Consider the following 20923-nt stretch of genomic DNA (forward strand, 5'->3'; position numbering starts at 1 on the left):
TCACGGGCTTTCCCGCCTGCGTTTAGGCATTCGCTCTAAGGTGACCGAACGTGACATTCGCTCCCGGCGTGTTGGTGCATTTGTGCGGCGCACAAGCATGGGCGGATGCCCGCGTGCGTGGCGAGATCCGCCCGGCGGCGCCCGGCTCGGATGCCGGGGAGCGGTTCATCCATCTCTCGACGCCCGACCAGGTGCATTTGCCGGCCAACCGGCTCTACCGTGGCCGCGACGACCTGGTGCTGCTGCACATCGATCCGGCCCTGTTGGACGCACCCGTGCGGTGGGAACCGGGCGTGCCGACGGATCCCCGGTCGATGTTGTTTCCGCACCTGTACGGCCCACTCCCGGTGGCGGCTGTGACGAGCGTCACTGCCTACGCGCCGGGGCCCGACGGCACGTTCCCGGCGGTCGGCGGGGGTCAGGGCACGGAGTCGGCCGGGGAGTCCACGTAGGCGTCGGCTTCGATCTCCACCAGCAGCTCGGGGGCGATGAGCGCGGCGACCTCGACCATCGTCGCCGCGGGCCGCACCTCACCGAAGACCTCCGCGTGCACCGCCGCAACCTCGCGCCAGCGGGCGATGTCGGTGACATAAATGCGCGTCCGAATCACGTCGGTGAGCTCGGCGCCGGCCTGTTGGAGCGCAATCTCGATGCGGCGCAACGCCTCTCGGGTCTGGCCGGCGATGTCGCCCGCCGGCCCGGGCGCCGTTGTCCCGGCCACCGCCACGTGTGGGCCGACGCGCACGGCGCGCGAGTAGCCGACCACCCCCTCGAATTCGGAGCCGGAAGAGACGACTTTTCGGTCGGCTGACATACGGTCACCCTAATCCACCGATGAGCCGACGAAACATGTTGGACGGCAGGCGATTAAGCTCGGCGGCACGGATTGCCCGGCGGAGGGAGCGGTGATGACCACACGCGGCATCTCCGAGGACGCGCTGCTCGCGCAGGAGGCGTGCTTCGCGCGGGCATTCGCCGAGAGCGATCCGGCGATCGCGCGGGACCTCTATCAACCCGACGTGGTGTATGTGAGTCCCACGGTGCGTCTTTTCGACTGGCCCGCCGAGATCGAAGGCATCGAGCGCACGCTCGAGTTCATCGCGCTCACCATCCGTGGCTGCTCGGCCATCCGCTACGAGGCGACCGAGCGGGCGATCGCGCCCGGCGGGGACGTCGCGTTCGTGCGCGTGCGGTTCGACTGGGATTCAGGTGGCCAACGCCTGCGCTCGACGTATGTGGTCGTCTACCGTTACCGCGGCGGCCTGATCGCCCGCCAGGAGCTCTATTACGACCCGAGCGGGGCGCTGCAGCGGCTCGCCTAGCCGGATGCGCGCCGGCCGCGGGTCTGGGACACTCGAGGGGTCATGAAACTTCGCTCCGCAGTGGCAAGCGCGGTAGTCCTGATCGGCCTCGCCGCCCCGGCCTACGCCGACGACGGCGATGGTGAGGGCGGGGACGTCGGCACCGACAAAGCCTTCCTCGCGGAACTCCAACAGGCCGGTCTGACCTACCAGGACCCGAATAGTGCCGTGGCCGCTGGGAAATCGGTCTGCCAGCTCGTCGACGAGGGAAAGTCCGCCGCGGAGATCATCACCGAACTGCGCAACCGCAACCCGTCGTTCCAGGGGACGAGCGCCGCGAAGTTCACCGCACTCGCGGCCGCCGCTTACTGCCCCCAGTACATGTCCGGCGGCGGCCTGACCGACGGGGCCGGGCGCTAGCGCCGGGCGCGGCGTGGATGCTTTCAGCGCGACTTTCGCTGTCCTGCACGAAAAGTGACGTAGCCTGGGTCAGGGAAGGAGTCCACGCATGCCCACACTGTCGTTGACCAGACTTGCCGTAGCGGTTGGTGGTCTGACACTGGCGTTGACCGCCGGCGTCGGCGTCGCGTCCGCGGATCCCGATCTGGGTCCGGCCGTCAACACCACCTGCACCTATGACCAGCTCGTGGCCGCATTGAACGCGCAAGACCCGACGATCGCCGCCTTTTTCAACTCGTCACCGCAGATGCAGTCCGGACTGCGTGACTTCCTCGCCTCGCCACCCGATCGGCGGAGGCAAATCGCCCACGACATCGTGAACGGTCCACATGCCGGACCGTACATCCCAGTTCTGCAGCGGACCTTCGCTACCTGCAACAACTTCTGAGCGAGGCTCGCTCAATCAGTTGACGCAAGAACCGGTCGCCGCCGCGGTGGTGTTGCCGATGTTCTGCAGTTCGCCCGACACCTCGTTAGCGGTCAGCGCGTACCCGGTTCCGGCGTCGTCGACTGCCGCGCCGAACACCACCCCGAGCACGTGTCCGTTGAGGTCGACCATCGGTCCACCGGAATCGCCTTGGCGCACAGTGCCCCTGATCGTGTACACCTGGCGGGTTATCGTCGTCGTGCGATAAATGTCGGGCCCGGTGAGTTCGATGACCTCCCGGATACGCGCCGGCGTGGCCTCAAATGACGAGTCATCGGGGAAGCCCATCACCAGCGCGTCGGTGCCAGTGGCGGCCGGGGCGTTAGCGAAGGCCAGCGGCGGCGCCGGAAGGCCGGGCACAGTCAAAATCGAAATGTCGACGCGCGGGTTGTAGGACACCACGGTGGCGTCGTAGGACGTGCCGTCGGTGTCTTGCACGGTCACGCTGTCGGAGCCGGCGACCACATGTGCATTTGACATCACGGTGTGGTCGGCGACCACAAACCCGCTGCCTTCCTGTTCCTTCTGACACGAAGGCGCGACGGCACGGACTGTAACCACGCTCGACTTCGTCGCGGCGACTACGGGATTGTTGGCGAGGTCTGCGTCGGGGGTGTCGACGATCCCGCAGCCGGAGACCGCCGTCGCGGCCACAAGCAACATGAACGCCGTCGGAGCCGCTACCGCCCCACGCGTTCGGCGCACGGGCACATCCCTCCGTTACCAACTCCGCCGACCACCTGGGAGGTGTACCCCGTTCGAAGCGACCGTAACGGGAGCCCAATCGACAAAAAGAGCCGCCGCGCGAGTACGGGATGATGTGGTCGGCGGGCGTGCCCAGTTCGGTGTCAGTCCAGGTAGTCGCGCAACACCTGAGAACGGCTGGGGTGGCGCAACTTTGACATCGTCTTGGACTCGATCTGGCGGATGCGTTCCCGGGTCACGCCGTATACCTGCCCGATCTCGTCCAGCGTCCGGGGCTGGCCATCGGTGAGGCCGAAACGCAGCCGCACGACGCCGGCCTCGCGTTCCGAGAGGGTTTCCAGTACCGACTGCAGCTGGTCTTGCAGCAGCGTGAACGACACCGCGTCGACGGCCACCACAGCCTCGCTGTCTTCGATGAAGTCACCCAGCTGGCTGTCGCCCTCGTCGCCGATGGTCTGGTCCAGCGAAATCGGCTCGCGCGCGTATTGCTGGATTTCCAGCACCTTTTCGGGCGTGATGTCCATTTCCTTCGCGAGCTCCTCGGGCGTGGGCTCGCGGCCCAGGTCCTGCAGCAGCTCGCGCTGGATGCGGCCCAGTTTGTTGATCACCTCGACCATGTGCACCGGGATGCGGATGGTGCGGGCCTGATCGGCCATGGCTCGGGTGATGGCCTGGCGGATCCACCACGTCGCATAGGTGGAGAACTTGTAGCCCTTGGTGTAGTCGAACTTCTCGACCGCGCGGATCAGGCCCAGGTTCCCTTCCTGAATCAGGTCGAGGAACGCCATGCCGCGGCCGGTGTAGCGCTTGGCCAGTGAAACCACCAGCCGCAGATTGGCTTCCAGCAGATGGTTCTTCGCGCGGTCGCCGTCGCGGCAGATCCACATCATGTCGCGGCGCTGGGCGGCGGGAAGCTTGTCGCCGCGCTCGGCCAGCTCGGTCATCAGCTGGGTGGCGTAGAGGCCGGCCTCGATCCGCTTGGCCAGCTCCACCTCTTCCTCCGCATTGAGCAGCGCCACCTTGCCGATCTGCTTCAGGTACGCGCGAACCGAGTCCGCCGACGCGGTGAGTTCGGCGTCCTTGCGGGCCTGCCGCAATGCCTCGGACTCGTCTTCGTCCCAGACGAAATCACCGGAGGCCTTGTCCTTTTCGCTGGGCTCGGCGATCTCCTCGTCCTCTTCGGCGGCGGGCTCGCCGGCGGCCGCGGCGGGTGCGGCGTCGCCTTCCGCGGCCGGCTCCAGCTCGGCGTCGGGCGCGACGTCTTCCTCCAGGTCGTCGAGGTTGAGGTCGGCGGCGTCGATCTCGATGTCCTCGCCGGGCTCTATGTCGGGTTCGCCGTCGAAGTCTTCGGCGGCGTCGGAGTCGACGGCTTCCAGATCGGCTTCCGGTTCCTCCGCGGCGGCTTTTTTGGAGGACGCCTTCGTCCCGCGGCCCGACGGCGCCTTGGCCGGCGCGCTCTTGGCGGCCGCGCGCGTCTTCTTCGCGGCGCCGGTCGCCGCGGCGGGCTCGGTGGTCGCGGCGGACTTGGTGCTCCGCGATGCCGTCTTAGCCGTCGCCTGAGTGGCGCGCTTTGCCGGCGCGGAGCCATTGGCGGCCTTTGCCGCCGAGCGCTTGGCGGGGGACTTGGTGGCGGTGCGTTTCGCCGGCGATTCAGTCGCCGTGCTGGTCTTGGTCGCTGCCACGTACACCCCTTCGGTTGGGCTCACTTCCGGTGGGTCTGGGCATGGTGGACCGAAAGTGTCTGCTATGTCGAATGTCGGCGTTGATCTCGGCGTGAGTACTGGCACGCTATCGGTCGGGCGGTCGCCGGTGACCATTGTAACGACAGTGCGCGCTTGTACCGGCCCACCGGGCGAAAATCAGTGCGTCACGTCGGACGTAGACGCCATCGCCGCGCCGACGATGCCGGCGCTGTTGAGTAGGGCCGCGGCCACCACCGGGGTGCGGTTTGTCAGCAGGGGCAGCCATTTGTCCGCCTTGCGGCTGATGCCGCCGCCGGCGATGAACAGGTCGGGCCACATCGCGTTCTCGATGGCGACCAGCACCCGGCTCACCTGCTTGGCCCACTTCTCGTAGCTCCAGTCGTTGCGCTCCTTGACCGACGACGCCGCCCGTTGCTCGGCTTCCTTGCCGCCGACCTCCAGGTGGCCGAATTCGGTGTTGGGGATCAGCGTCCCGTTATGGATGACCGCGGACCCGATCCCGGTTCCGAACGTCAGCAGCACCACCAAGCCCGAGTGTCCTTTGCCCGCCCCATACCGCTCTTCGGCGAGGCCCGCGGCGTCGGCGTCGTTGAGAACCGTGACCTCCTGGCCGTCGAGCTCGGCGGAGATGACGTCGCGGGCGTTTGTCCCGATCCACGACTTGTCCACGTTGGCCGCCGTGTGGACGATGCCATGGGTGACGACGCCGGGGTAGGTCACCCCGAGCGGGCCGGTCCAGCCGAATTCGTTGACGACCGCCGCGATGGTCTTGGCGACGGCCGGCGGTGTGGCCGGTTGGGGGGTCAACAGCTTGAACCGGTCGCCGATCAGCTGTCCGGTGTCCATGTCAACGATTCCGCCCTTGATTCCGCTGCCGCCGACGTCGATGCCAAATCCACGACGTTGCGGTGTGCCGCCCGCCGCGTCGGTGGCGGGCGTGTCCGTGGTCGAGTCGGTGCTGGTCATCGAATCTCCTCGGCGAGACTTGCGCTGTGAGCTCACCTTAGCCCCGCCGCGGCGGCGGCGACTGTGATGCGATAGGCGGGTGACGCGATATGACGGCGACCCCGCGCCGCTACGTTCCGTCGCCGAGACCCTGGCCGCCGAGGCCGCCGAGTTCGTGCGCGCTCGCCGCGCCGAGGTGTTCGGTGCCGCGGCCGGCGCCCCCGACAGCGGCGCGGTGCGCTCGAAAAGCACCCCGACCGATCCGGTAACGGTGGTCGACACCGAAACCGAACGGCTGTTGCGCGACCGGTTGGCCCAATTACGGCCTGGGGAACCGATTCTCGGCGAGGAGGGTGGCGGGCCGACCGGCTCGGCGGCCACCGCCGACACGGTCACCTGGGTGCTGGACCCCATCGACGGAACGGTGAATTTCGTCTACGGCATCCCGGCCTACGCGGTCTCGGTCGCGGTTCAGGTCGACGGTGCGTCGGTGGCGGGAGCCGTCGCGGACGTCGTCGCCGGCCGGGTGTACTCGGCGGCTAACGGCCTCGGCGCCCACGTCACCGACGGGCGCGGGACGCGGGAGTTGCGGTGCAGCGCCGTCGACAACTTGTCGATGGCGTTGCTGGGCACCGGTTTCGGCTATTCGAGGCGGCGCCGCGCCACCCAGGCGACGCTGTTGGCGCGGATGTTGCCGGTGGTCCGCGACGTGCGCCGGATCGGTTCCGCCGCATTGGATTTGTGCATGGTCGCGGCCGGCCGGCTGGACGCGTTCTACGAGCACGGGCTGCAGGTCTGGGACTCCGCCGCGGGGGCCCTGATCGCCGCCGAAGCGGGGGCCCGGGTGCTGCTGCCGGCGCCGAACGGATCGGTCGGTGGCACCGGATTGGTGGTCGCGGCCGCCCCCGGCATCGCCGACGAGCTGCTGGCGGCGCTCGAGCGGTTCAACGGCCTGGAACCGATCCCGGACTGAGCGCGCCGGGGGATTCAGCAGCTGCTGGCGTGAATCTTTTGCAGCAGCGCGGGATCCGATGCGTCGGCGGCGCCCGGGCGCAGGCCGGCGAGCACGGTGTCGATGTCGTCGTTGTGCGCGAGCCCGGAGAAGTCGGTGCCGACGGCGAGGTCGACGGTTTCGTCGGCTCGGTTGTCGTTGAACAGCTCCGTGCACGGCGCCACCAGCCACACCGCCGCCGCGGCGGCCTGCCCGGCCGTCCCGAACCGGATCTGGCCCGGGCAGTTCAGTCGGGTGCCCGCGTAAATCGGGTCGTTGGCGGCCGTCGGCGCGGCGAAGCCCAGATCCTTCAGCGCGCCCGCCACGTCGGCGGCCTGACCGCCCCGGCCGCTGGCGTTGAGGACGCGGACCTTCGTGTCGGTGAGCTTGGCCGGTGTGACGTCCGCCATGGCGGATCGCGACATCTGTTCACCGAGCTGCGGCGTCGCGGATCCCTCCTTCTGCGGGGGCGGGTTGCACACGGCGACCTCGTGCACCTTGGCGGGCCGGGTCAGCGCGATCGTCCACGCCACGCCCGTCGCCACAACCAGGAAAATCAGCACCACGATCGCGGGGCGGGGATTGCGTCGCCGAAAGGGCCGACCGTGCTTGTCAAAGGCGGTACCCTCGGTGATTTGTGCGACCACAGGTGCACTCTAGCGGCACCCCAAACGCACTGTTTAGAGGCGAACACAAGGGTCAATCCGGGGGTGTGACGTAAATCACAACTTAATGGGCCGTGATCCGGGCACGAATCATTTGGTGGATGCGTTCGACGCTGGTACAAAGCGTTCCTTGGGTAACGCGGGAACGCGGGCATAGAGGGGATAGGACGATGCCTACCGACTATGACGCTCCACGGCGCACCGAGACGGACGACGTCTCGGAGGATTCGCTGGAGGAGCTCAAAGCACGACGGAACGAAGCGGCGTCTGCCGTCGTCGACGTGGACGAATCCGAATCCGCCGAGTCTTTCGAACTGCCTGGCGCCGACCTCTCCGGTGAAGAGCTCTCGGTACGCGTTATTCCGAAGCAGGCCGACGAGTTCACCTGCTCGAGTTGCTTTTTGGTGCAACACCGCAGTCGGCTCGCCAGCGAAAAGAACGGCGTGATGATCTGTACCGACTGCGCGGCCTGAGCCAGGTCAGCTCCGCAATGCGGACAGCACCCGCTCCGGGTGACGGCAGCTCACCAGCCAGTACGGCGTCGGGTCGTCTGGGTCATCGAGGACCAGGAGGATCAGCGGGCCAACCCACGCCCGATGCACCACGTAGGCCGCCGGGTCGAGCTGGCGCCCCAGTGCCGCCGACTTCGCCGAGCGCGCTATTTCCGCGGACCGGGCGATCACGGTGACCGGCAGATGCGCGTCGCCCGCCCACATTTCGACCCCGTCGGCGCCGGCGGTGACTTTGATCTCGACGCGGCCCAGCCACAACAGCGCGGCGGCCGCCACCGCGAACAGGGCGACGAAAGGCAGCCACGCGGGTAGGGAGCGAACACCGAGGTTGACTTCGAAGGCGATGAGCCCGGCCAGGCCGAAACCCAGTGGCCACCACCACCATGGAACCCACAGCCGTTCGCGATATCGCACGCTGTGTGGTGCGACGCGCGTACTAGACACGCGGTCAAGGGTAATCTGTGGCCCCGTGTCGACCACTCTGGCTGTTGTCCGTCTCGATCCCGGGCTCCCGCTGCCCAGCCGCGCCCACGACGGCGATGCGGGCGTCGATCTCTACAGCGCCGAGGACGTCAGGCTGGAGCCCGGGCACCGGGCCCTGGTGCGAACCGGGGTCGCGGTCGCGATTCCGCACGGGATGGTCGGGCTGGTCCATCCGCGCTCGGGATTGGCTGCGCGCGTAGGGCTTTCGATCGTCAACAGCCCGGGCACCATCGACGCGGGCTATCGCGGCGAGATCAAGGTTGCGTTGATCAACCTCGACCCGGCCGAGCCCATCCTGGTGCATCGCGGCGACCGTATCGCCCAGTTGCTGGTGCAACGGGTCGAGTTAGTCGATTTGGTGGAGGTCTCGTCGTTCGACGAGGCCGGGCTGGCCGGAACATCCCGTGGCGATGGCGGTCACGGTTCCTCCGGCGGACATGCGAGTTTGTGATGGCACTGGGTAGACGCTCCGACAAGGACGACATCGAACCGACGGCGGCCGAGGACGTCGAGGCGCAGGACGATACCGACGACGAGCTCGAGGGCCCGTTCGACATCGAGGACTTCGACGACCCCGCGGTCGCCGAGCTGGCCCGACTCGACCTGGGCTCGGTGCTCATCCCGATGCCGGACGGCGGCCAGCTCCAAGTCGAGTTGACCGAGACCGGGGTCCCGAGCGCGGTCTGGGTGGTCACGCCCAACGGCCGTTTCACCATCGCCGCGTACGCGGCGCCCAAGACGGGCGGGCTGTGGCGCGAGGTGGCCGGCGAGCTCGCCGACTCGCTGCGCAAGGACTCTGCCCAAGTCAGCATCAAGGACGGCCCGTGGGGCCGGGAAGTCGTCGGTGTCGCCTCCGGCGTGGTGCGCTTCATCGGCGTCGACGGCTACCGCTGGATGATCCGCTGCGTCGTCAACGGGGCGCCCGAGACCATCGAGGCGCTGGAGCAGGAGGCGCGGGCGGCGTTGGCGGACACCGTGGTTCGCCGCGGCGACACGCCGCTGCCGGTGCGGACGCCGCTGCCGGTGCAGCTGCCCGAGCCAATGGTCGAGCAGCTGCGGGCGGCGGCCCAGCAGGCCGAGCAACAAACCGACGCCCAGCAGCCACCCGGCGAGCCCGCCGCGCGCCGCAGCGCCGAGGGCTCGGCCATGCAGCAGTTGCGCACCACCACCGGCGGCTAGAGGTCTCCCAAGGCGGCCAGGCAGGCCGCGCCCAGTGCCGCGGCGTCCTCGCCGATCTGATCGAGCGTCACCGTCCGCAGCGCCGCGCGTGGCGCGGCGCGGGCCCAGTCGACACCGACCTGCAGCGGGTGAATGGGATCGTCGACCGCCGCGGCGACCCCCAGCGGCGCGGCCAGCCCGGCCAGCTCGGCGCAGCTCGGCGCGACGTAGGCCGCGGCTTCCTCCATCGCGTCGGGCAGCTGCGGCCACTGGGCCCGCCACGAGCGGGCCAGCTCGTCGGCCAGCCATGGCGGGCTGGAGGCCCGCATCTGCGTGGTCGTCGCCGCCAACCCGTCGGCTCGCAGCCGCGCCGCCGAATGCCGCGCCGCGAGAGCGGCCGGGGCGGATCCCGGGGCGCCGGCCCAGGCCGGCAGCGCGGCCAGGACGGCGATGGTGCGTTCGGGATGCGCGAGCGCCCACGCCGCCGTCACAGCGGCACCGATCGACACGCCGCCGACCGCGATGGGGCCGTCGCCGGCGGCGGCGTCAAGCGCGGACAGATAGCCGTCGATCAACCGGTCCGGGCGCGGCGGCGGGGTCACCAGCAATGCGCCGACCTCCCGCAGGGGCCCGGAAAACGCCCGGTAGACATAGTCGTCGTCGGATCCGGTGCCCGGCAACAGCACCGTCGTGACACCGCGCAGATCGACAGCCACCCCTCGATAGTGCCCGGCGCCGACGGGCGCCCAAAATCCGGTTTGGGTTCGGTTGGCGCGGGGGAACCAAGAGGTCTACGGTGTCCGTTGGCATAGAGGAAGCGCCGAAGCTTTTACAGCATTGTCAGGAGTGGCCATGGGGGCCCAGGGATATCTACGCCGGCTCACCCGTCGATTGACGGAGGACCCGGAACAACTCGACTCCGAGGAGTTGTCCGACGAGGTGGCCAGCACCGGCGCGCAGCGCGTGATCGATTGCGAGCGCGGCCAGGAAGTCACGATGGTGGGCACGCTACGCAGCGTGGAATGCAACGGTAAGGCCTGCGCGGGCGGGGTCCGCGCCGAATTGTTCGATGGCACCGACACCGTCACGCTGGTGTGGTTGGGGCAGCGCCGGATCCCCGGCATCGACTCGGGCCGCACGCTGCGGGTGCGGGGCCGGCTGGGCAAGCTGGAGAACGGCACCAAGGCCATCTACAACCCGCACTACGAAATTCAGCGGTGAGCATTCCCGGCGAGACCGGCAGCCGCACCACACTGGAACGGCTGCTGGCACAGGCGGGCGGGGTGAGTGGTGTCGTCTACTCGTCGCTGCCGGTTGTGACTTTCGTAACGGTTTCTTCGTTGTTCGGCCTACTGCCCGCGATCGGGTCCGCGCTGGGCGTGGCCGCGCTGGTCTTGCTGTGGCGGCTGATCCGGCACGAATCGCCGAATCCGGCGTTCTCCGGGTTCTTCGGCGTCGCCTTCTGCGCGCTCGTCGCGTACCTGATGGGCGAGTCGAAAGGCTATTTCCTGCTGGGCATTTGGGGATCGCTGTTCTGGGCGGTGGTGTTCGCGGTGTCCATCCTGATCCGCCGCCCGGTGGTCGGTTACCTGTGGACCTGGGCCAGCGGCCGTGACCACGGGTGGCGCGGCGTTTCCCGGGCCGTGTACGCGTTCGACATCGCCACGCTCGGCTGGATGCTGGTGTTCGCCGCCCGGTACGTGGTTCAGCAGCAGCTCTACGACGCCGGTCGGACGGGTTGGTTGGGCGTGGCGCGGATCGGGATGGGCTGGCCGCTGACGATCCTTGCCGGGCTGCTCACCTACGCGGCGGTCAAGGCCGCTCAGCGAGCGATATCCGCGGCGGGTGAGGCGGGCGACCCCGCCGCTTCGGTCGAGGCGGACACCGGCCTCGACTAGTCGGCGGGCGGGGCGGCGGGCAGCAGCAGCTTGCGCAGGTCTTCCTCCACCTCGGTGACCGCGACGAAGAGCAGTTCGTCGCCGCCCTCCAGCGGTTCGTCGGCCTCGGGCACGATGACCCGGGGCCCGCGCAGGATCGTCACCAGCGCGGCATCCCGGGGCAGCTGCAACCGGCGCACCGGCTTGCCGCCCCACGGTGTGTCGTCGGGCAGGGTGATCTCGACCAGGTTGGCCTGACCCTTGCGGAACTCCATCAACCGCACCAGATCGCCGACGGCGACGGCCTCCTCGATCAGCGACGCCAGCATCCGCGGGGTGGACACCGCCACGTCCACGCCCCAGGCGTCGGTGAACAGCCATTCGTTGCGGGGATCGTTGACCCGCGCCACCACCCGGGGCACCGCGAACTCGGTCTTGGCCAGCAGGCTGAGCACCACGTTGACCTTGTCGTCGCCGGTCGCCGCGACCACCACGTCGAAATCCTCCAGGTGCGCCGACTCCAACAGGCTCAGCTCGCAGGCGTCGCCCAGCCGCCAGTGCGCGGCCGGGATGGCGTCGACGTCGACGTGTTCGGGGTTGCGCTCGATCAGCGTCACGTCGTGCCCGTTGCCGATCAGCTCGCGGGTGACCGAGCGGCCCACGGCCCCTGCCCCGGCGACCATTACCTTCATCGGCCCGCTCCCGCCTCGAGGTCCTCACCGGGCGGCAACGCGGCGATGGCCACCGCCTCGGCGGCGCGCCCGGATATCGCGGCGATGTAGACCTGATCGCCCGCCTGGATGATGGTCTTGGGCTCCGGCAACACCCCGGTTCCGAACCGGATCAGGAACGCCACGCGTGCGCCGGTGGCCTGCTCCAGATTGGTGGCCCGATGTCCCACCCAATCCTCGTGCAGCACCACCTCCGAGACGACGACGGTGCCGGTCGGATCGCGCCACTTGGCGGTCTCGCTCTCCCGGGTCAGCGCGTTGAGCAGCCGATCGGTGGTCCACGGCACGGTGGCGATCGTCGGGATGCCGAGGCGTTCGTAGACCTCGGCGCGCTTGGCGTCGTAGATACGCGCGACCACGCGGTTGACGCCGAACGTCTCCCGGGCCAGCCGGGCCGAGATGATGTTGGAGTTGTCCCCGGATGACACCGCGGCGAAGGCGTCGGCCTTCTCGATGCCGGCCCGCAGCAGGACGTCGCGGTCGAATCCCTGGCCCAGTACCCGCTCGCCCGCGAACTCCGGGCTAAGCCGGTTGAAGGCGGCGCTGTCGCGGTCGATGACCGCGACGTCGTGCCCGATCCGGGACAGGCCGTCGGCCAGTGAAGAGCCCACCCGGCCGCAGCCCATCACAACCACCCGCACTTGAGGTCCTCTCGGCTGGGTTCTGTATGCGTTGCTTCTCGCCTAGGGAACGCTACCGGCAAACCGGGGTGGGCTTACCCTTGGCTCTCGTGTCCAAACTTTCAACAGCCGCGCGCCGGTTGCTGATCGGCCGGCCGTTTCGCAGCGACCGGCTGAGTCACACGCTACTGCCCAAGCGGATCGCCTTGCCGGTGTTCGCCTCCGACGCCCTGTCCTCGGTGGCGTATGCGCCCGAGGAAGTCTTCCTGATGCTCTCGGTGGCCGGAGTGACCGCCTATGCGTTGACGCCCTGGATCGGCCTTGCGGTGGCCGCGGTCATGTTGGTCGTGGTGGCCAGCTACCGCCAGAACGTGCATGCCTACCCGTCGGGCGGTGGCGACTACGAGGTGGTCACCACCAACCTCGGCGACACCGCCGGCCTCGTGGTGGCCAGTGCCCTGATGGTGGATTACGTTCTCACCGTTGCCGTTTCGACGGCGTCGGCGATGTCGAATATCGGGTCGGCGATCCCGGTCGTGGCCCAACACAAGGTGCTCTTCTGCGTGGCCGCCATCCTGCTCGTCATGGCGCTGAACCTGCGCGGGGTCCGCGAGTCCGGGCTGGCTTTCGCCATTCCGACGTATGCGTTCATCATCGGCGTCCTCGTCATGATCGGCTGGGGTTTGTTCCGGATCTTCGTGCTGGGCAACCCGCTGCGGGCCGAGTCCGCCGGCTTCCAGATGCACGCCGAGCACGGCCAGATCGTCGGCCTCGCTTTGGCGTTCCTGGTGGCGCGGTCGTTTTCGTCGGGGTGCGCGGCGCTGACCGGTGTCGAGGCGATCAGCAACGGCGTGCCGGCCTTTCAGAAACCCAAGTCGCGCAACGCGGCGACGACCCTGCTGATGCTCGGCGGGATCGCGGTGACCCTACTGATGGGCATCATCGTGTTGGCCCAGCAGATCGGGGTCAAACTGGTCGAGGACCCCGCAAGGCAGCTGACCGGCGCCCCGCCGAACTACTACCAGAAGACGTTGGTCACGCAGCTGGCCGAGACGGTGTTCGGCAGCTTTCACATCGGCTTCCTGCTCATCGCCACGGTGACCGCGCTGATCCTGGTCCTGGCGGCCAATACCGCGTTCAACGGCTTCCCGGTGCTCGGCTCGATCCTGGCGCAGCACAGCTACCTGCCGCGCCAATTGCACACCCGCGGAGACAGATTGGCATTCTCCAACGGAATCCTGTTCCTGTCCGGCGCGGCGCTCTTGGCGATCATCGCGTTCCGCGGCGAGGTCACCGCGCTGATCCAGCTGTACATCGTCGGCGTGTTCATTTCGTTCACGCTGAGCCAGATCGGCATGGTCCGGCACTGGACGCGGCTGCTGCGCACCGAGACCGATCCGCGCGTGCGGCGCAAGATGATGCGTTCGCGGATTGTCAACACGGTCGGATTGCTGTCCACCGGCGCGGTGTTGTTGGTCGTCCTCGTCACCAAGTTCGTCGCCGGGGCGTGGATCGCCCTGTTCGCGATGAGCCTGCTGTTCATCATCATGAAACTGATTCACCGCCACTACCACACCGTCGGCCGGGAGCTGGAGGAGCAGGCGGCCGCCCAACACGACGTGGTGTTGCCCAGCCGTAACCACGCGCTGGTCCTGGTGTCGAAGTTGCACCTGCCTACCCTGCGCGCGCTGGCCTACGCGCGCGCCACCCGCCCGGATGTGCTCGAGGCCCTCACGGTCAGCGTCGACGACGCGGAAACCCGCGACCTGGTGCACAAGTGGGAGGACAGCGAAATCAGCGTGCCGCTGAAGGTCATCGCCTCTCCCTATCGTGAAATCACCCGTCCCGTACTGGATTACGTCAAACGGGTCAGCAAGGAGTCGCCGCGGACGGTGGTCACCGTGTTCATCCCCGAGTATGTGGTGGGCCACTGGTGGGAGCAGGTGCTGCACAACCAGAGCGCGCTGCGGCTCAAGGGCCGGCTGCTGTTCATGCCCAACGTCATGGTCACTTCCGTTCCCTGGCAGCTGACTTCGTCCGAGCGGCTCAAGGCGTTTCAACCGCACGCCGCACCCGGCGACGCTCGTCGCGGAATCTTCGATTGAGCACCGAAGCACAGCCCCGCGAACTCACGCTGGACACCGGAGCCCCCGCCAACGGCGGCAGCTGCGTGGCGCACCACGAAGGCCGGGTCGTGTTCGTCCGCTACGCGCTGCCCGGCGAGCGGGTGCGGGTGCGCGTCACCGCGGATCGCGGATCGTATTGGCACGCAGAGGTTATCGAGGTGATCGAGCCGTCGGCCGACCGGATCGAGTCCCTGTGCCCGATCGCCGGGGTGGACGGCGCCGGCTGCTGCGACCTGGCGTTCGCCCGCCCGGAGGCGGCCCGCGCGCTCAAGGCGCACGTCGTGGCCAATCAACTCCAGCGCCTCGGCGGATACGGCTGGAGCGGTGAGGCCCAGCCGCTCTCGGAGCGCGGCCACACGGGTTGGCGCACCCGTGTCCGGCTCGAGGTGGGCGCCGACTGTCGCCCCGGCTTCCACCGCTACCACAGCGACGAGCTGGTGACCGACCTGCGCTGCGCGCAGCTGCCCGCCGGGATGCTGGACGGTCTGGGTGAGCCCGGTTGGCCGCCCGGCGCCCAGTTGCACGTGGCCGTCGACGACGCCGGCGAGCGCCACGTGGTGTGCACGTTGCGGCAGGGCAAGCGGACCGCGACCAACGTGGTGCAGGGCGGCTACGAGGCGGTGCAGCGGGTGGGTATGCGGACCTGGCGGGTTCCGGTCACCGCGTTCTGGCAGGCGCATCGGGACGCGGCGGCGGTCTACAGCGGGCTGGTCGCCGACTGGGCGCGGCCCGCCGCGGGCATGACGGTATGGGATCTCTACGGCGGCGCGGGCGTCTTCGCCGCGGCGCTGGCCGACGCGGTGGGGGAGTCCGGGCGGGTGCTGACGGTCGACACCTCCCGCGCGGGGACGCGGGCCGCCCGGGCCGCGCTCGTCGACCTGCCCCAGGTCGACGTCGTCACCGATTCGGTGCGGCGGGTGCTGGCTTCACAACGCACCGATTCAAGAGCGGATGTCGCGGTGCTGGATCCGCCTCGGTCGGGCGCCGGACGTGAGGTCATCGACCTGCTGGCCGCCGCCGCGGTGCCCCGGGTGGTGCACATCGGCTGTGAGGCAGCGTCTTTCGCGCGCGATATCGGCCTGTACCTCGGCCACGGTTACCGCGTCGAGAAGATCACCGTGTTCGATGCGTTCCCCCTGACCCATCACGGCGAATGCGTGGCGCTGCTGACGCGCGGCTAGCTCAACACGAAATACCGCAGCCACAAGTACAGCGCGGACAGCACCGCGGAGACCACGGTGACGATCGCGCCCTTGCGGGTGAATTCCCAAAACGAGATCGGGCTGTCCGCCCGTTTCGCAATCCCGAGGATGACCACGTTGGCGCTGGCGCCGACCGCGGTGAGGTTGCCGCCGAGGTCGGTGCCGAGCGTGAGGGCCCACCACAGCACCTGCGGGTGCACATGGCCCGCCATCGACGAAACCAGCTGTCCGACAACGGGTGCCATCGTCGCGGCGTAGGGAACGTTGTTGATGACGCCGCTGAGCACCAGCGACAGCACGAGGATGAACATCGTCGTCAACAGGGCGTGCCCACCGGTCGCCTCGGTGGCCAGCCGGGCCAGGTCCTTGACGACCCCGGTCTTCACCAGCGCGCCGACCATGACGAACAGGCCGGCGAAGAACAGCAACGTGTCCCATTCCACGCCGGACAGGTAGTCCGAATGATCCAGCCCCGAAATCACGATGAGGACGCCGGCACCCAGCAGCGCCACCAGCGACGGCTCCAGGTGTATCGCCGAATGCGCGACAAACCCGGCCAGCACCGCGGCCAGGACCACCCCGCATTTGATGAGCAGCCTGGGATCGCGGATGGCTTCGCGCTCTTCCAGGGACATGACGTCGGCGACCCGCTCGGGGTCGACGTCGAAAGCGCCCGGGAACAGCCGCGGTAGCAGCGCGACGAAGGCGCCGACGATGACGATCACGATCGGCGTCAGGTGGATCAGAAAGTCGTTGAAGGACAAGCCCGCCCGGCTGGCGATGATGATGCTGGGCGGATCGCCGATCAAAGTCGCCGTGCCGCCGATGTTCGACGCGAACGCCTCGGCCATCAGAAACGGTGCCGGACCGATCTCCAGGCGGTCGCACACCAGCAACGTGACAGGGGCGACCAGCAACACCGTGGTGACGTTGTCCAGCAGCGCCGACGCGAACGCGGTCACCAGCACCAGCAGGATCATGATGCGCAGCGGCGAGCCGTGCGCTCGCTTGGCGGCCACGATCGCGGTGTATTCGAACACGCCGGTCTGCCGCAGCACACTGACGATGATCATCATGCCTAGCAGCAAAAAGATGACGTCCCAGTCGATTCCGGTATCGCGGGAGTAGAACACGTCGTCGGAATGGATCACCGGCAGCAGCAGCATGACCGCCGCGCCGGCCAGCGCCACCAACGTCTTGTTGACGCGGTCGCTGGCGATCAGCGCGTAGGCGACGACGAACACGACGACCGCGACGACGCTCATCGATTGTCCTGTGTGCTCAAGGCTTTGGGGGTGTCAGTGTCTGAGCGCCGCGGCCAGCAGGCGCGATGCGGTGATCACGCCGAACAACGTACCGTCTTTGACCACCGCGATCAGCGGACTGCGCAATCGCGCCATCACCGCGGCGACTTCGATGATCGTGTCGTCCGCATCCGCGAACGGCACGTCGGTCAGGTGGTCCGGTAGGACGTCGCGCACCTTTTTGCCGCCCAACTTGTCCGCGGCGCGGTCGGCCATCGATTCGTTGAGCACGCCGGCCAGCGACGGGTCGTCCTGCACGTAGCGGGGCACGATGAACCGCACCACTTGGGACGCCGGCAGCACCGCGAACGGTTTTCCGGCGGCGTCGGTGACGACGATTCCGGGCAGGCGGTGCTCGGCGAGCAGGCGGGCGGCGTCCAGCGCGCCGGAGTCGACGGTGACGACCGGGAAGTCCTCGGCGAGTTCCGCGGCACGCATAGTGCAGACAATACGTCGCGGGCGCCGCGGCGTTGAACTAGTGATCCCGCGGCCGCTGCGTAGACTAACGGGATGCTGGAACAGATCCGCGGGCCTGCTGATCTGCAGCACCTTTCCCAACAGCAGCTCCGCGATCTGGCCGGCGAGATTCGCGAGTTCCTGATCCACAAGGTCGCTGCCACCGGGGGGCACTTGGGGCCGAACCTGGGCGTCGTCGAGCTGACCCTCGCGCTGCACCGGGTATTCGATTCGCCGCACGACCCGATCATCTTCGACACCGGCCACCAGGCCTACGTCCACAAGATGCTCACCGGGCGTTGCCACGACTTCGAAACCCTGCGCAAGAAGGGCGGGCTGTCAGGATATCCGTCGCGCGCCGAGAGCGAACACGACTGGGTGGAGTCAAGCCACGCCAGCGCCGCGTTGTCGTATGCCGACGGCCTGGCCAAGGCATTCGAGCTGACCGGGCACCGCAACCGGCACGTGGTCGCCGTCGTCGGCGACGGCGCGCTCACCGGCGGGATGTGCTGGGAGGCGCTGAACAACATCGCCGCGACCCGGCGTCCGGTGATCATCGTCGTCAACGACAACGGCCGCAGCTACGCGCCCACCATCGGCGGTGTCGCCGACCACCTGGCCTCGCTGCGGCTGCAGCCGGCGTACGAACAGATGCTGGAAAAGGGCCGCGACGTGGTGCGCTCGATGCCGCTCTTCGGCAAGATCGCCTACCGCTTCATGCACAGCGTCAAGGCCGGCATCAAGGACTCGCTGTCGCCGCAGCTGCTGTTCACCGACCTCGGCCTGAAGTACGTCGGCCCGGTCGACGGTCACGACGAGCGCGCGGTGGAGGCGGCGCTGCGCCATGCCCGCGGATTCGGGGGCCCGGTGATCGTGCACGTCGTGACCCGCAAGGGCATGGGCTACGCCCCGGCCGAAGCCGACGAGGCCGAGCAGATGCACTCGACCGTCCCGATCGACCCGGCCACCGGGCAGGTCACCAAGATCGCCGGCCCGGGCTGGACGAAGGTCTTCGCCGACGCGCTGATCGAGTACGCCAGGCTGCGGCGCGACATCGTGGCGATCACGGCGGCGATGCCCGGCCCCACCGGGCTGACGGCGTTCGGGCAACGCTTCCCGGATCGGTTGTTCGACGTCGGCATCGCCGAGCAGCACGCGATGACGTCGGCGGCCGGGCTCGCGATGGGCGGCATGCACCCGGTGGTCGCCATTTATTCGACGTTCCTCAACCGGGCGTTCGACCAGATCATGATGGACGTGGCGCTGCACCGGCTGCCGGTGACCATGGTGCTCGACCGGGCCGGGATCACCGGTTCGGACGGCCCCAGCCACAACGGCATGTGGGATTTGTCGATGCTCGGCATCGTTCCCGGCATGCGGGTGGCCGCGCCCCGCGACGCCACCCGGCTGCGTGAGGAACTCGGTGAGGCGCTCGATGTCGACGACGGGCCCACGGCGATCCGATTCCCCAAAGGCGATGTGGGCGAAGACATTCCGGCGCTAGAGCGCCGATCGGGCATCGACGTGCTCGCGGTGCCGGCGGCCGGGTCGAACCACGACGTGTTGTTGGTGGCAGTCGGCGCGTTCGTGCCGATGGCGCTGGAGGTGGCCAAGCGGCTGCACAACCAGGGGATCGGCGTGACGGTGATCGACCCGCGTTGGGTGCTGCCCGTGTCCGAGGGTGTCCTCGACCTGGCGGCGCAGCACAAGCTGGTCGTGACGTGTGAGGACAACGGCGTCAATGGCGGCGTGGGTTCGGCGGTTTCGGCCGCGCTGCGGCGGGCGGACATCGACGTCCCGTGCCGCGACGTCGGATTGCCGCAGGAGTTCTACGAGCACGCCTCGCGGGGCGAGGTGCTGGCCGACCTCGGGCTGACCGACCAGGATGTGGCCCGCCGCATCACCGGTTGGGTTGCCGCCCTGGGCAGTCCGCTGACCGAAGCCGAGATCCGCGAGCACCTCGACTAAGCGCCGGCGTCGCCAGTGTCCGCCGGCGCCCGCAGCGCCTGCGCCAGCGCCGGGTCCACGAGCTCTCGCTGCCAGGTCCGGGCGTGGCCGGCGCACAGGAATCCGTCGACGGCGTCGAGCGGGTCGGCCGCTCCCTGCTGGATGTCCTGCCAGTCCCAGCACAGCCGTCGCACCAGGTCGGGTGAGACCAGGTTCTCGGTGGGAACCTTGACGCGCTCGGAGACCTCCGACAGCGCCGCCCGGGCCGCCTCCAGGCGCGCGGCGGCTTCGGGTTTGCGTCGGCTCCAGCGCGCCGGCGGCGGCGGCCCGTTGGGCGGCTCGACGTCGTCGGCGGGATTCCGGCTTTCCCGGGCCGCCTGCAGCGCCGCCAGCCACGTCGCGGCGCTGCGGCGCTGGTTGCGCCCGCCGAACACGGGCAGGGCCACCAGGTCGTCGACCGTCTTCGGATCGGCCAGCGCGGCGTCGATGATGGCCGAGTCCGGCAGGATGCGCCGGGGCGCGATGTCGCGGCGCGCCGCGATGCGGTCGCGGGTGGTCCACAGTTCGCGAACCGCGGCCAGGCCGCGCGGGTCACGCACCCGATGGATCCCCGACGTGCGCCGCCAGCGGTCGCGCCGCGACGCCGGCGACTCCTTGAGGCCTTCGCTGCGCAGGTAGTCGAATTCCTGTGCGGCCCAATCGGTTTTGCCTTGTTCGGCCAGGACGTCGGCGATCGACGCGCGTAGTTCGATGAGCAGTTCCACGTCGAGTGCGGCGTAGTTGAGCCATTCGGCGGGCAGCGGTCGCTTGGACCAGTCGGCCGCGCCGTGGCCCTTGGCCAGCCCCAGGCCCAGCAACCGCTGGGCCATGGTCGCCAGGTTCACCCGCTCGAACCCGGCCAGCCGCCCGGCCAGCTCGGTGTCGTACAGCGCCGGCGGCCGCATCCCGACCTCGGCCAGGCACGGCAGATCCTGATCGGCGGCGTGCAGGATCCACTCGTCGGTCGCCAGCACCTCGGCGACGGGGCGCAGCGCGGTCACCGGGTCCGCGCCGTGGCTGACCGGGTCGATGAGCACGGTGCCGGCCCCGGCCCGCCGGACTTGAATCAGGTAGGCCCGGTTGGAGTAGCGGAAACCCGACGCGCGCTCGGCGTCGACGGCGAACGGGCCGCGGCCCGCCTCCAGGCGTCGCGCGGCCGCCTTGATCTCGGCGACGGTGACGGACAGGTCGGGAACTCCGTCGGTGGGGTGCAGGAGCGGCGTGGGGCTGGGTTCGGTGCCGCCGGGCGCATCGGCCGCGGGTTCGCCCATG

General features: G+C 68.9%; 24 protein-coding genes and 1 pseudogene. 13 read left to right on the plus strand and 12 right to left on the minus strand.

The window, feature by feature from the left end:
- Positions 1-50 precede the first annotated feature (50 nt).
- Positions 51-452 (plus strand): DUF952 domain-containing protein, encoded by a 402-nt coding sequence (locus A5744_RS19290; RefSeq protein WP_076063744.1) that lies wholly within the window; start codon positions 51-53, stop codon positions 450-452.
- Here A5744_RS19290 and A5744_RS19295 read toward each other — a convergent pair.
- Positions 419-814 carry a RidA family protein gene (locus A5744_RS19295; RefSeq protein ID WP_076063745.1) on the minus strand — a complete coding sequence of 132 codons (396 nt, stop codon included), beginning with the start codon at positions 812-814 and terminating at the stop codon, positions 419-421. The genes A5744_RS19290 and A5744_RS19295 overlap by 34 nt on opposite strands.
- 94 nt (positions 815-908) lie before the next feature.
- On the opposite strand from A5744_RS19295, the gene A5744_RS19300 reads away from it, so the two are divergent.
- The 3 genes from A5744_RS19300 to A5744_RS19310 all read left to right on the plus strand — a co-directional run bounded on the left by A5744_RS19300 (position 909) and on the right by A5744_RS19310 (position 2148).
- Positions 909-1322, plus strand: a complete 414-nt coding sequence (locus A5744_RS19300) for a nuclear transport factor 2 family protein (protein ID WP_076063747.1) — start codon at positions 909-911, stop codon at positions 1320-1322.
- A gap of 42 nt (positions 1323-1364) precedes the next feature.
- Positions 1365-1721: a DUF732 domain-containing protein gene (locus tag A5744_RS19305; RefSeq protein ID WP_076063749.1), complete on the plus strand. Its 357-nt coding sequence runs from the start codon at positions 1365-1367 to the stop codon at positions 1719-1721.
- Positions 1722-1809: 88 nt separating this feature from the next.
- Positions 1810-2148, plus strand: coding sequence for a hemophore-related protein (locus tag A5744_RS19310; RefSeq protein ID WP_076063751.1), 339 nt, complete (start codon positions 1810-1812; stop codon positions 2146-2148).
- 15 nt (positions 2149-2163) lie between these two features.
- Here A5744_RS19310 and marP read toward each other — a convergent pair.
- The 3 genes and pseudogenes from marP to A5744_RS19325 form a co-directional block, all read right to left on the minus strand.
- Positions 2164-2808 (minus strand): annotated as a pseudogene (gene marP / locus A5744_RS19315) (acid resistance serine protease MarP); the annotation flags it as partial.
- Positions 2809-3035: 227 nt separating this feature from the next.
- Positions 3036-4574, minus strand: a complete 1539-nt coding sequence (locus tag A5744_RS19320; RefSeq protein ID WP_076063935.1) for an RNA polymerase sigma factor — start codon at positions 4572-4574, stop codon at positions 3036-3038.
- 177 nt (positions 4575-4751) lie between these two features.
- Positions 4752-5561 carry a polyphosphate--glucose phosphotransferase gene (locus A5744_RS19325; protein ID WP_076063755.1) on the minus strand — a complete coding sequence of 270 codons (810 nt, stop codon included), beginning with the start codon at positions 5559-5561 and terminating at the stop codon, positions 4752-4754.
- Between the two features lie 79 nt (positions 5562-5640).
- On the opposite strand from A5744_RS19325, the gene A5744_RS19330 reads away from it, so the two are divergent.
- The gene (locus A5744_RS19330) at positions 5641-6513 is read left to right on the plus strand and encodes an inositol monophosphatase family protein (protein ID WP_076063756.1); all 873 of its coding nucleotides are present in this window, start codon (positions 5641-5643) and stop codon (positions 6511-6513) included.
- A gap of 14 nt (positions 6514-6527) precedes the next feature.
- On the opposite strand, the gene cei is transcribed toward A5744_RS19330, so the two are convergent.
- Positions 6528-7178: an envelope integrity protein Cei gene (gene cei / locus A5744_RS19335; RefSeq protein ID WP_076063758.1), complete on the minus strand. Its 651-nt coding sequence runs from the start codon at positions 7176-7178 to the stop codon at positions 6528-6530.
- 188 nt (positions 7179-7366) lie between these two features.
- Between cei and A5744_RS19340 the strand changes: the two genes are divergently transcribed.
- Entirely contained in the window at positions 7367-7669 is a 303-nt protein-coding gene (locus tag A5744_RS19340; RefSeq protein WP_003919098.1) for a DUF4193 domain-containing protein, read from the plus strand.
- A gap of 6 nt (positions 7670-7675) precedes the next feature.
- Here A5744_RS19340 and A5744_RS19345 read toward each other — a convergent pair whose 3' ends face one another.
- Entirely contained in the window at positions 7676-8152 is a 477-nt protein-coding gene (locus A5744_RS19345; protein ID WP_076063937.1) for a DUF3093 domain-containing protein, read from the minus strand.
- Positions 8153-8177: 25 nt separating this feature from the next.
- Here A5744_RS19345 and dut point away from each other — a divergent pair, with 25 nt between their 5' ends.
- Complete coding sequence (gene dut, locus A5744_RS19350) at positions 8178-8642, plus strand: dUTP diphosphatase (RefSeq protein ID WP_076063760.1); 465 nt, start codon at positions 8178-8180, stop codon at positions 8640-8642.
- On the plus strand, positions 8642-9370 hold the full coding sequence (locus A5744_RS19355; RefSeq protein ID WP_076063762.1) for a DUF3710 domain-containing protein: 729 nt from the start codon (positions 8642-8644) through the stop codon (positions 9368-9370). The genes dut and A5744_RS19355 overlap by 1 nt, the downstream gene beginning before the upstream one ends.
- On the opposite strand, the gene A5744_RS19360 is transcribed toward A5744_RS19355, so the two are convergent.
- Complete coding sequence (locus A5744_RS19360; protein ID WP_076063764.1) at positions 9367-10065, minus strand: hypothetical protein; 699 nt, start codon at positions 10063-10065, stop codon at positions 9367-9369. The genes A5744_RS19355 and A5744_RS19360 overlap by 4 nt on opposite strands.
- Before the next feature lie 136 nt (positions 10066-10201).
- Between A5744_RS19360 and A5744_RS19365 the strand changes: the two genes are divergently transcribed.
- Positions 10202-10570: an OB-fold nucleic acid binding domain-containing protein gene (locus tag A5744_RS19365; protein ID WP_076063766.1), complete on the plus strand. Its 369-nt coding sequence runs from the start codon at positions 10202-10204 to the stop codon at positions 10568-10570.
- Positions 10567-11247 carry a DUF3159 domain-containing protein gene (locus A5744_RS19370; protein WP_139331418.1) on the plus strand — a complete coding sequence of 227 codons (681 nt, stop codon included), beginning with the start codon at positions 10567-10569 and terminating at the stop codon, positions 11245-11247. The genes A5744_RS19365 and A5744_RS19370 overlap by 4 nt, the downstream gene beginning before the upstream one ends.
- Here A5744_RS19370 and A5744_RS19375 read toward each other — a convergent pair.
- Together A5744_RS19375 and A5744_RS19380 are read right to left on the minus strand one after the other, a co-directional pair.
- The gene (locus tag A5744_RS19375; protein WP_076063767.1) at positions 11244-11918 is read right to left on the minus strand and encodes a TrkA family potassium uptake protein; all 675 of its coding nucleotides are present in this window, start codon (positions 11916-11918) and stop codon (positions 11244-11246) included. The genes A5744_RS19370 and A5744_RS19375 overlap by 4 nt on opposite strands.
- Positions 11915-12598, minus strand: a complete 684-nt coding sequence (locus A5744_RS19380) for a TrkA family potassium uptake protein (RefSeq protein ID WP_139329517.1) — start codon at positions 12596-12598, stop codon at positions 11915-11917. Before A5744_RS19380 ends, A5744_RS19375 begins: the two co-directional genes overlap by 4 nt.
- Before the next feature lie 89 nt (positions 12599-12687).
- Between A5744_RS19380 and A5744_RS19385 the strand changes: the two genes are divergently transcribed.
- Positions 12688-14682, plus strand: coding sequence for an APC family permease (locus A5744_RS19385; protein WP_076063771.1), 1995 nt, complete (start codon positions 12688-12690; stop codon positions 14680-14682).
- Positions 14679-15884, plus strand: coding sequence for a class I SAM-dependent RNA methyltransferase (locus tag A5744_RS19390; RefSeq protein ID WP_076063773.1), 1206 nt, complete (start codon positions 14679-14681; stop codon positions 15882-15884). Before A5744_RS19385 ends, A5744_RS19390 begins: the two co-directional genes overlap by 4 nt.
- On the opposite strand, the gene A5744_RS19395 is transcribed toward A5744_RS19390, so the two are convergent.
- The gene (locus A5744_RS19395) at positions 15881-17170 is read right to left on the minus strand and encodes an ArsB/NhaD family transporter (RefSeq protein WP_076063775.1); all 1290 of its coding nucleotides are present in this window, start codon (positions 17168-17170) and stop codon (positions 15881-15883) included. The two genes, A5744_RS19390 and A5744_RS19395, sit on opposite strands and share 4 nt — an antisense overlap.
- A gap of 33 nt (positions 17171-17203) precedes the next feature.
- A complete protein-coding gene (locus A5744_RS19400) occupies positions 17204-17647 on the minus strand; it encodes a CBS domain-containing protein (protein ID WP_076063777.1) in 444 nt (147 codons plus the stop codon).
- Between the two features lie 72 nt (positions 17648-17719).
- Here A5744_RS19400 and dxs point away from each other — a divergent pair, with 72 nt between their 5' ends.
- Positions 17720-19633 carry a 1-deoxy-D-xylulose-5-phosphate synthase gene (gene dxs, locus A5744_RS19405; RefSeq protein WP_076063779.1) on the plus strand — a complete coding sequence of 638 codons (1914 nt, stop codon included), beginning with the start codon at positions 17720-17722 and terminating at the stop codon, positions 19631-19633.
- On the opposite strand, the gene A5744_RS19410 is transcribed toward dxs, so the two are convergent.
- On the minus strand, positions 19630-20922 hold the full coding sequence (locus A5744_RS19410; protein ID WP_076063781.1) for a ribonuclease D: 1293 nt from the start codon (positions 20920-20922) through the stop codon (positions 19630-19632). The genes dxs and A5744_RS19410 overlap by 4 nt on opposite strands.
- Between the last annotated feature and the right edge of the window lies 1 nt (position 20923).

It is taken from the genome of Mycobacterium sp. IS-1264 (genome assembly GCF_001954195.1).
GTDB lineage: Bacteria > Actinomycetota > Actinomycetes > Mycobacteriales > Mycobacteriaceae > Mycobacterium.